The sequence below is a fragment of the Ruegeria sp. CDSA193 genome, from assembly GCF_059611885.1.
Genome location: NZ_JBXWPN010000004.1, coordinates 390821 through 401514, shown reverse-complemented (window position 1 = coordinate 401514; position 10694 = coordinate 390821). Strand labels below are relative to the sequence as shown.

Annotated in this window: 10 protein-coding genes; 5 read left to right on the top strand and 5 right to left on the bottom strand. The window is 57.4% G+C overall.

The features are described 5' to 3' along the window. Positions 1 to 13: 13 nt before the first annotated feature. Complete coding sequence (locus AC2FLG_RS10160) at positions 14 to 541, bottom strand: component of SufBCD complex (protein ID WP_496700457.1); 528 nt, start codon at positions 539 to 541, stop codon at positions 14 to 16. Positions 542 to 660: 119 nt separating this feature from the next. Here AC2FLG_RS10160 and hemB point away from each other — a divergent pair, with 119 nt between their 5' ends. From hemB to AC2FLG_RS10140, 4 genes are all read left to right on the top strand, one after another. After that, positions 661 to 1659 carry a porphobilinogen synthase gene (gene hemB, locus AC2FLG_RS10155; RefSeq protein ID WP_496706060.1) on the top strand — a complete coding sequence of 333 codons (999 nt, stop codon included), beginning with the start codon at positions 661 to 663 and terminating at the stop codon, positions 1657 to 1659. A gap of 141 nt (positions 1660 to 1800) precedes the next feature. Then, a complete protein-coding gene (locus tag AC2FLG_RS10150; RefSeq protein ID WP_142633534.1) occupies positions 1801 to 2376 on the top strand; it encodes a lipid-binding SYLF domain-containing protein in 576 nt (191 codons plus the stop codon). A gap of 173 nt (positions 2377 to 2549) precedes the next feature. After that, the gene (locus AC2FLG_RS10145; protein WP_496706058.1) at positions 2550 to 5012 is read left to right on the top strand and encodes a penicillin acylase family protein; all 2463 of its coding nucleotides are present in this window, start codon (positions 2550 to 2552) and stop codon (positions 5010 to 5012) included. 106 nt (positions 5013 to 5118) lie between these two features. Then, the gene (locus AC2FLG_RS10140) at positions 5119 to 5511 is read left to right on the top strand and encodes an SgcJ/EcaC family oxidoreductase (protein ID WP_496691158.1); all 393 of its coding nucleotides are present in this window, start codon (positions 5119 to 5121) and stop codon (positions 5509 to 5511) included. A gap of 52 nt (positions 5512 to 5563) precedes the next feature. Here the strand turns inward: AC2FLG_RS10140 and hflX are convergent, their stop codons facing one another. The 4 genes from hflX to trkA form a co-directional block, all read right to left on the bottom strand. Continuing rightward, on the bottom strand, positions 5564 to 6835 hold the full coding sequence (hflX, locus tag AC2FLG_RS10135; protein WP_496706056.1) for a GTPase HflX: 1272 nt from the start codon (positions 6833 to 6835) through the stop codon (positions 5564 to 5566). After that, complete coding sequence (gene hfq / locus AC2FLG_RS10130) at positions 6835 to 7074, bottom strand: RNA chaperone Hfq (RefSeq protein WP_010440340.1); 240 nt, start codon at positions 7072 to 7074, stop codon at positions 6835 to 6837. Before hfq ends, hflX begins: the two co-directional genes overlap by 1 nt. A 126-nt stretch (positions 7075 to 7200) precedes the next feature. Further along, positions 7201 to 8739, bottom strand: a complete 1539-nt coding sequence (locus AC2FLG_RS10125; RefSeq protein WP_496695615.1) for a TrkH family potassium uptake protein — start codon at positions 8737 to 8739, stop codon at positions 7201 to 7203. After that, the gene (trkA, locus tag AC2FLG_RS10120; RefSeq protein WP_496695617.1) at positions 8739 to 10115 is read right to left on the bottom strand and encodes a Trk system potassium transporter TrkA; all 1377 of its coding nucleotides are present in this window, start codon (positions 10113 to 10115) and stop codon (positions 8739 to 8741) included. The genes AC2FLG_RS10125 and trkA overlap by 1 nt, the downstream gene beginning before the upstream one ends. 96 nt (positions 10116 to 10211) lie before the next feature. Here trkA and AC2FLG_RS10115 point away from each other — a divergent pair, with 96 nt between their 5' ends. Continuing rightward, a complete protein-coding gene (locus tag AC2FLG_RS10115; protein ID WP_142633522.1) occupies positions 10212 to 10691 on the top strand; it encodes a hypothetical protein in 480 nt (159 codons plus the stop codon). Positions 10692 to 10694 lie beyond the last annotated feature (3 nt).

Here is a 10694-nt window from a genome sequence, read left to right as displayed (position 1 = left end):
AGCCTTTCTGATTTTACCAACCCGGGACGCCGATGGAAAAATTCTGGTACATGCCCCAAAGCGAAGTGATCAAGATCGAAATCATACCAACTATCTGGGTATAGATCCGGCAGCGCGTAAGAATCTTGGAAATATACTCCAGACTGGGTGTTTCCCGGCGCAGTTTCCGTGCGGCTGATACATTGATCAGCACGACAAGACAAACCGGAAACAGCAACAAAAACACGGCCTGCGCGAATTCGACACCGTAATAGAACCCCAAAGTGGCGAGACCCGTGAACAGAAAACAACTAAACGCTAATATCGCGAGGCCGGATACATCCAATATATAGAGCAATCGGTTTCCGTTAATGCGGACGATATCCATCAAATCCTGTTCCGATTGCCCGCCTACCCGCCGTGCGCGCACAACAAGGTCATACGGCACGCCCATGGCCCAGTGGCTGGCCGATGACCACAACACCGCAAGCCCGATCCAATACCAGAGATTCGAAAAGCTGCGCATGTCGATGAGTTCAAAAATCGAAGAGTATAAGTCCACGCGTCAGCCCTTAATTTCCGTCTTCAGGGACCTTCTTCGCAAAGACGCGTCCATCGTTACCCTTGAGACTACACGGAATTCATGCCACCCAATGCTGGAATTTACAAGGAGAGCGCGTCATGAAACCGACCATTGCCCCCTATCCTCTGGCCCGTTTTCGTCGAACACGCCAATCACAGGCGGTGCGGGCGCTGGTCCGCGAGAATACACTGACCACCGATGATCTGATCTGGCCGGTTTTCGTCCGAGACGGCGAAGGTATTGAAGAGCCTGTCCCCTCGATGCCTGGTGTCATGCGCCGCTCGGTCGATCTAATCGCACAGGCTGCGGTCGAAGCGCAGGCCCTGGGTATCCCGGCAATCTGCATCTTTCCCTACACCGACGTATCCCTAAAGACCGAAGATTGCGCCGAAGCGTGGAACCCCGATAACCTGTCCAACCGATCCATTCGCGCCATCAAGAAAGCCGCACCCAATATCGCGGTGATGACGGACGTGGCGCTGGACCCATACAATATCAACGGCCACGACGGTTATGTGGTCGATGGTGAGATCATAAACGATCAAACGATCGAGGCGCTGGTAAAGATGACGCTGGCGCAAGCAGATGCGGGCGCCGACATCATCGGACCGTCAGATATGATGGATGGCCGGATCGGTGAAATGCGGCGCGCCTTGGAAGGCGCAGACCATCACAACGTGATGATCCTCAGCTATGCGGCCAAATATGCGAGTGCGTTCTACGGACCGTTCCGAGATGCAGTGGGCGCCTCGGGCGCGCTGACCGGGGACAAGAAGACCTATCAGATGGACCCCGGAAACTCGGACGAGGCGCTGCGCATGATCGAGCGTGACCTGACCGAAGGCGCGGACATGGTCATGATAAAACCCGGCATGCCCTATCTGGATATTTGCCGCCGGGTGAAGGACACGTTCGGTGCGCCAACCTATGCCTATCAAGTCTCGGGCGAATACGCGATGATACAAGCCGCGGCTCAGAACGGCTGGATCGACGGAGAGAAGGTCATGCTCGAAAGTCTGCTGGCGTTCAAACGCGCGGGATGCGACGGGATCCTGACCTATTTCGCGCCTCAGGCCGCCCGGATCCTGCAGGGCTAATCCCCCGCGTTTCCGCGATTTTTCGCCGACTATCTTTGGTCACCCGGCAGCTTTCCCGTGACACGAGGCGACAATCGGCGTATTCTTGCGGACAAGATCGGGAGCACCCGACAATCAGGCATTTATACAGAGATAAAAAACATGAGCAGTTCCAAACCTACTCGATTAAGCCGTCGTGGCTTTGCTTTTGGCATGGCCGGTCTGTCAGTGACCGCCGCTTGCGGCAATGGCGTCGGCAGTTCCAACGCAGCGACGATTGACGCCCGTGTGGATGCGACATTGAACCAGATGTACGCCACCTACCCCAACACGCTCGAAATCGCGAACAAGGCCAACGGCATGCTGGTCATGCCTCTGATAACCGATGCCGGACTAATCGTCTTTGGCGGTGCCTACGGCACAGGCGCGCTACGCATTCAGGGCGCGACAGTTGATTACTATTCCGCAATTTCGGGAACCGCCGGCCTGCAAATCGGTGCCCAGCAATATGCGCATGTCCTGTTCTTCATGACACAGGATGCGTTGAACGATTTCCGCCGTTCCAGCGGATGGACCGCCGGGGCCGAAGTCGGCTACGTGGTCGATGCGACGGGCGACTCTCTGTCGACCGACACCACCACCCTGCGTTCGCCGGTTCTGGCGGCAGTCTTCGGACAGGCAGGGCTAAAGTTCGGCGCGACGGTCGAAGGCACGAAATACACCCGCATCATTCCCTGATACCGGACTACCCTCCCCCTTCAAGACACCCCGCTTTCGGCATCAGGCCTGAGGCGGGGTTTTTCATTCAAACCGCGGTAAACACGCATGTTCTCATGCGGTTCCTCTTTCGATCCGTCCAGCCATCCTCTAGTGTCTGCACAATCATAGAGTGAACGGAAATGTGACCGCTGATGGGAATTGTCTTTCGCTGGCTAGTGCGTATCGCCTCGGGTCTTGTTCTGCTGACATTGGCGGCTGTGTTGCTGGTGTATTTTCTGGCCAGCCAGTCCCTGCCGGACTACGATCAGACCGTTAAAGTTGATGGCCTGACTGCGCCGGTTGAGGTTGTCAGGGATACAGCGAATGTTCCCCATATTCTGGGCGCATCAGACCCGGATGTCTTCTTTGGGCTTGGCTATGCCCATGCACAGGATCGCCTCTGGCAGATGACCGTTCTGCGCCGGACAGCGCAGGGACGATTGTCCGAAGTCTTTGGCGCTCGCACTGTTCATATCGACAAGCTGTTGCGGCGGTTTGATCTGTACGGGCTTGCACACCGGTCGGTACAAGCCCAGGACGACTATACCAAAGAGGCCCTGCGCGCTTATGCTGCCGGGGTGAATGCACGACTGGCCGAGATTAACGAAAACGCATTGGGCCGTGGTGCGCCAGAGATGTTTTTGTTCAATGCGCCTGTATCGCCCTGGCAACCGGGCGACAGCCTGGCCGTCATCAAACTCATGAGCCTGCAACTTTCTGGCCATCTTGAGGATGAAGTGCTGCGCGCGCGCACATCGCTTATGCTGGATGACCAGACCCGACTGGCGGATATTCTGCCTGATGTCCCCGGGCCGGGAATCGCCGCTCTGCCCGAATACGCCGCCCTGTTTCCCAACCTGCCCAGATATGCGGCCGGATCGTCGATGCCGGACATGCCCATCTCGCCCTTTCCAAAGCGCGGATTGGCCGGAGCATCGAACGCATGGTCTGCCGCGCCCACAAGATCTGCCAGCGGAGGGACGCTTTTGGCCAATGACCCGCATTTGGGTTTCACAGCGCCGGGCATCTGGTATCTGGCCCGTCTGGAACTGGCCAAAGGCGGCGTGATCGGTGCCACGATCCCCGGCATCCCGGCGGTGATGACTGGACGCAGTGATCGACTGGGCTGGGGTTTGACCTCATCCTATCTGGATGATCAGGACATCCATATCGAGCAGTTGAACCCAGAAAACCCCGAGGAATACCTGACCCCCGAAGGATACAAGACCTTTCGCAGCCGCCCTTCGATCATCGAGATCAAAGACGAAGCCCCAATCACTCTGACCCTGCGTTGGACCGAGAACGGACCGGTTCTGCCGGGTACCCATTACGATCTTGGGACGATCACGCCGCCGGGTCATGTCGCCTCGCTGTCCTGGACAGCCCTGAGCGCACAGGACACATCCATGTCAGCCTCAATGGCGCTGATGAATGCGGACACTGTCCGACAAGCCATCACCGCAGCCGAGCTGTTCATGGCGCCATCTCAGAACCTGTCATTGGTCGACAAGGACACCATCGGCATGAAGCTGATCGGCGCAATGCCGCACCGTGCCGCAAAGAACCAAAGCCGGGGGCGTATTCCGACGCCTGGCTGGCTGGCCGAAAACCGGTGGCAAGGCCGCCTGCCCTATGCTGACAACCCCGAATTCGTCGCACCTGCGGGCGGCATTCTGGGCAACACAAACAACAAGATCATCGACCGGCCATTTCCCGAACATGTCTCATATGAATGGGGGGATACGCAGCGCATCCATCGCTGGGAACGGCTGATGCAATCGCGCGAGGTACACACGCGCGACAGCTTTATCGAGGCACAGCTGGACACTGTCAGCTTTACCGCCCGCTCTCTGCTGCCGCTGATCGGGGCTGATCTGTGGTACACCGGCGCCTCTGCCCCCGAAGGCACCCAGGAACGCCAGCGCCAGATCGCGCTGAACCTTTTGGCCGAGTGGAATGGCGAGATGAATGAACACCTGCCAGAGCCCCTGATCTATGCTGCTTGGGTTCGGGCGCTGCAAATCCGGTTGATCGCAGATGAGCTTGGCCCCCTGGCGGCTGAATACAAACATGTCGAACCACTGTTCATCGAACGTGTCTATCGCGACATCGACGGAGCTTCGGCCTGGTGTAATGTGCGTCAGAGCGCGCCGACAGAGACCTGCACCGATATGGCGCGCATGGCACTGGACGATGCGCTGATCTGGATTTCCGAAAAATACGGAGGATCACTGGAATCTCTACGCTGGGGTGACGCGCATCAGGCGACGCATGACCACCCGGTTCTGGGATCGGTTCCGGTGCTGCGATTCTTTGTGAATATCCGACAGTCCACCAGTGGTGGCGACAACACCCTGCTGCGTGGCAGAACATCGGGCGAAGGCCCCGATCCGTTTCAGAACGTGCACGGTGCAGGCTATCGCGGCGTATATGATTTTGCGGATCCCGACAGCTCGGTCTTTATCACGGCTACGGGCCAGTCAGGTCACTTCCTGTCACGCTACTATGACGATCAGGCCCAGCTTTGGCGTCGGGGTGAATACATCCCGATGTCCCTGGACCTTGACCTGGCACATGCAGCCGCCGTCGGAGTGACCACCCTTATCCCCCGCTAAGTTCCGTGCTTCGGCAAGACCTCGCCCGTTTATTTTCCATCGCGTGGACGCTGAATGGCGTTTGGCATACGATCCATAGGCCTAGGATTTGTGTGCGGGGGACCAAATGGCCAGTATCCGGGATAAGCTGAACAATCTCGCGCGGGATTATGCGATCGCCTGGAGCTCGGGCGACCCCGAGGCCGTTGCCAGTTTCTATGCGCCCGACGGACAGATCACGATCAACCGTGGAGAACCGATCATAGGCCGCGCTGCGGTGGCGGAAATGGCGCGCGGGTTTTACACTGATTTCCCCGATCTTGAGGTCCGCTGCGACATGTTTCGCTGGGCGGGAAGCCACGCAATATTTGTCTGGACACTTGAAGGGCACCATTCCAAAACCGGCAATCACGTCGTGACGCGGGGCTGGGAAGAATGGGAAATGACCGACACCAACCAGGTCCAGAACTCTTTGGGTTGGTTCGATGCCGAGGATTTTCAGCGCCAGATTGACGGCTGATCACGGACCACTTTGTTCGATGGGTATAGGAAAGTTCTTCCCCAGTCAGGGTTCAAAGCGCTGCGTATTGCGAAGCTTGTTTCTCTGTCCACAGCACGTCGATCACAAAGCCATCTTCGGTCTGCTTTTCGGACTGCACGACCTCCTGGCGGAACAACCACGCGCGCTTGTTGCCTTCGGCAAATCCCAGTTCCAGCGTTGCCTCAGAACGTACGCCCTGCAGCGTGACGGCAATTTCCGCCAAAAGCGGGGCGATCCCTTCGCCGGTGACGGCTGAAATCGCGAAAATCCCCTTATCCCGCTCTGCCCGCGCCATCGCGGCTTCGCGCTCATCCGGGGACAGCAGGTCGATCTTGTTCCAGACCTCAATCCGGGGCCGCGTATCGTCAATACCCAGTGAAGTCAGGATAGTTTCGACATCCTTCGCCTGCGCCTCAGATTCATCGTGGCTGATATCGCGCACATGAACCACGATATCCGCACCCAGAACTTCTTCCAGCGTCGCACGGAAGGAGGCGACCAACTCGGTGGGCAAGTTCGAAATGAACCCCACCGTGTCCGACAGGATGACTTCGGGACCATCGGGCAGTTCGACCCGACGCATGGTAGGGTCAAGCGTGGCGAACAACATATCCTTGGCCATGACATCAGCCCCGGTCAGGCGGTTGAACAGGGTTGATTTGCCCGCGTTGGTATAGCCTACCAACGCGACAATCGGATATGGCACCTTGGCCCGCGCCGCGCGATGCAGCGTGCGGGTCTTGACCACCTTCTGCAACTGACGCCGCAGCCGCACCAGTTGTTCATCAATGGCCCGGCGGTCCGCTTCGATCTGGGTCTCACCCGGGCCACCCACAAAGCCCAATCCGCCCCGCTGCCGTTCCAGGTGGGTCCAGGCACGCACCAGCCGGGTCCGCTGGTAACTCAGCGCGGCCATTTCCACCTGCAAAACGCCCTCACGGGTGCGCGCACGGTCGCTGAAGATTTCGAGGATCAGCCCGGTCCGGTCGAGGATCTTGACCTTCCACGCCTTTTCAAGATTGCGTTGCTGAACGGGCGTAACCGATCCGTCGATCAAAACCAGCTCGACTTCGTTCTCGTGCAACCGTTCGGCCAGTTCCTCGATCTTGCCGCTACCGAACAGAAAACCGGCCTGCGCTCGAGGTAAGCGCACAACTTCGGATCCGATCACATCAAGGTCGGGCAATGCAGCGGCCAGCGCCACCGCTTCTGCCAGCGCCGGTCCTGGAACGCGGCGCTGTTCATCTGATTTGATTTCCGGATGCAGCACCCACGCTCGGGTGCGCACCCTTTCATGTTCCATCAAGAGGCGTCTTCGCCCTCATACAGGCTGATCGGCTGCGATGGCATGATGGTCGAAATCGCGTGTTTGTAGACCAGCTGCGACTGTCCGTCGCGGCGCAACAATACGCAGAAGTTGTCGAACCAGGTGATCACACCCTGCAATTTCACACCGTTGATCAGGAAAATTGTGACCGGGACTTTTGCTTTCCGTACATTATTCAGGAACGCGTCCTGCAGATTCTGTCTGTCCGAAGCCATATTCTTATAATCTCGCCATTGTTCTTGCTACGCGCTGCGGACCAACGCGCTCCCTCCGGCGGAGTATGGAGTGTCGTTAACCGATATTCCAGATGAAAAATCAGTCACTAGCATGGTTATTGTTTCTTAACCCCTCAATAGAGCGGGTGTGATCAGGGCAATAATCGCCAGCGTTTCCAATCTGCCGATCACCATAGCGGCACACATGGTCAGCTTGGCACCGCCCGAAAGGTCGATCAATCGGATAGGAACATCGGTTGCCAATTCGATCAACGGCCCTGTCGTGCTCAGCGCTGCAACGCTAAGCACCATAGCGTGTTCGAACCCCGTACCCATGGCAGCAAGCAACACATTGAACACAGCAGCTGTCAGGGCAAACATCATGAAAAATATCCAAGCGATAAAGGCCCCATCGCTTTGGATGCGGCGGTTTCCGCCACCTACTCCGCTGACCGAAGACGGATAAATCAAACGGTCAATTTCGCGCGCGCCATTAAGGTACAGAGCGAAAACCCGCAACAGCTTTACCCCGCCCGCCGTTGTTGCAACTCCACCGCCGATCAGCGCAAGCCCCATCAGGATCAATCCCGGGGTGCCTAGACCGGAAATTTGCTGGGCATCATCCCAGTTTGCACTTTCGAACCCCGCGGTAGTCAGAAATGACAAGACCGTAAAAATCATGCCCCAAATTACGCTCAACGCCTGAAGAGGCTCCATCTGGCCGCCAATTTCGCTGACGCCGGCAAGAACCCTGAAGAAAAGCAGCGCCGCTACGCCTGCAACGATCATGAGCCCGATCCGGAACTCGGGGTCCTTATCCAGCCGCGAATATCCTGAGGTAGCTGTGTCCGAGGAAAAGGTAAGCCGCGACAAAGCGAAGAACAGGAACAGAAACAGGATGGCCTCACCGGTTACGCCGGCCTGCGCTCCCTCAAGCCCACCAACCGGTGAGATACCCGATGTGGCCATGGTCGACATCGCATGACAGATGGCGGTCAGGCCCTGCTCTCCTGCGATCACGAGCAACAGCCAAATGACAGCGGTCAGCCCGACATAAACCGGCGTCAAAGTCAGCGTGACACGGATTAGACGCCCGCGCGGGTCTACCATCTCGCTTTGCGCCACGCCTGAAACCGGGCGACCGGGTTGACCGCGGGCTGTCACCTCGAACCCGCCCAGCGACAACGGCGCGAGGATCGCGGCCGCTGAAATCCACATCAAAAGCCCGCCCATCCATCCGACCTGAGCCCGCCAAAGGTGTAACGGCGCCGACAACCGGTCTGGATCAGGAAACAAATCAGCCCCGGTAGTGGTCAGTGCGCTGACCATGTCGAAATAGGCGTTGAGAAAGCTCGTATTGCCCAACGCATCATGCAGAGGGATCGCAAGAAACAAGGGCAATACGGTGAAACAGCCTAACAAGACCGCCAACTGGCCCAATGTCCCTCGGCGCGGCATTCTGTTGGATGTTGCCAGCGAAATGATCCCGACCACGAACAACCCCAGCAATCCGGAATAGAAGAACGACCGGGACGTGTCGTGATCATCCAGCACCAGCGCAAATATGGCAGGCATCCACATAGCGGCGGCAAAAATACCCCAGAGCAGAAGAAACAGCGGCAATCGCCGAATGAGGCTAACCTGTTTTTTCCGTGCATGCGCCATCAGAAGAAATCGATCGAGACCTGCATCAGCCGTTCCACCTCGGGCACGTCTTTGGCTAAGGCAAAAATCGCCACCACATCCTTTTCTTCAATCCTCAGGCTGCCTGTGGGACGCAACATCTCATCGCCTTTGCGTACGGCACCAACCAGCACACCTTCGGGGAAATCAATGTCGCGCAGCTTCTGCCCGGCCATAGGAGAGGTTGAAAGTACTTCGGCCTCGATCACTTCGGCCTCGGCATCTCCGATGGAATAGACCTGCCGCACGCGTCCGTGCCGAATATGGCGCAGAATCGAACTGACGGTGGTGGCGCGGGGGTTGATATAGGCGTCGATACCCAGCGGCCCCATCAGGGCAACCATGCTGGGATCATTGATCAGTGCAATCGCCAGAGCACAGCCTTCGGCCTTGGCACGCACGGCAACCAACATATTTACACGGTCATCATCCGTGACGGCCAACATTGCATCCGCGCGTTCGATGCCAGCTTCGCGCAGCAGCGCCGCGTCCAGACCATCACCGTGAAGGACAATCGTTCGCTCAAGCGCTTCGGCTGCCACTTCCGCACAGTGGCGGTCTCGTTCAATTATCTTGGCACGAACGCGGCTTTCACGTTCTTCCAATGTCCGAGCAACTTCAAGACCGACATTACCACCGCCGACAATCACCACCCGGTCCTGCCGTTTTTGCGCCTTGCCGAAAACCTCCATCGTGCGGTCCACGTCTTTGACATTGCTAAAAACATAGCATTCGTCACCGACAAACAGCTGGTCCTCGGATTCCGGTGCAAACAGCGTACCCTCGCGCCGGACACCCACCACGATAGAGCTGAGCGTCGAAAACAGATCGGTCAGTTGCCGCAATGGCGTGTTCACGATCGGGCAATCCTCGGCGATGCGTATGCCAAGCAACTGCGCTTTGCCGTCCATGAACATCTCGGTGTCAAAGGCGGATGGGGCAGACAACCGGCGCATCGCCGCTGCGGCAACCTCGCGCTCGGGGCTGATCACCACATCAATCGGCAGGTGATCGCGGCGATACAGATCCGAATGAATGGCCTCGAGATAGGATTTCGACCGAAGCCGGGCGATTTTGCGCTGAATGGAGAAAACCGAATGTGCCATCTGACAGGTGACCATGTTCACCTCGTCCGAATGGGTGGCAGCAATAATCATATCCGCATCGCGCGCGCCCGCTCGGTTCAGAACATCCGGATAGCTTGCAAATCCCGCAATCCCCTGAACATCCAAGGTTTCGGTCGCCCGTCGCACCAGATCAGGATTGTTGTCAACCACAGTAACGTCGTTCAACTCGCCCGAAAGATGCCGTGCAATCTGCCAGCCAACCTGACCCGCACCGCAAATGATGACCTTCATGCTATTGGCCCTTCTGCCTGAAATCTTTGAATGACAGATGCCCCCCAGACGGTCAATTAGTTTGTAACACAAGCAAAGCTGAGGCAAGGTAAGCGTATGAAAACAATAGCTCTCACGATTTCTTTGACTCTGTTGCTAACTGCGTGTGGGCCGCTTTCCCTGTATTATCAAGAGGGCGAGACAGTTTCGCAAATGCAGTCTGAAACGACTGGATGTCAGGTTCAGTCCCTCAAAGACGCCCCCGTGGCCAATCAGGTGCGACAAGGGGCACCAACCTATTGGCCAGGTCGCACCTACTGCGATGGTCGGGGAAGGTGTCATCGCACCGGAGGCTGGTGGCAGCCCGGTCAGATCTATACGGTCGATGTGAACAAAGGGCTGCGCAACAAGCTGGAAGCACAATGCATGGCGCAGAAAGGCTATCGCCCGGTCAGCCTTCCGCCTTGCAAGCAGGGCGTAAAGTCGCGTGTTGCTGCGGTCCCAACAACACAGCTGCCACCGCTCAGCACAGATTCATGTTTCGTCAAATTCGACAACGGAACGTTTCAGATCATTACCCCAGGTCAGGCAGGGTAAAGG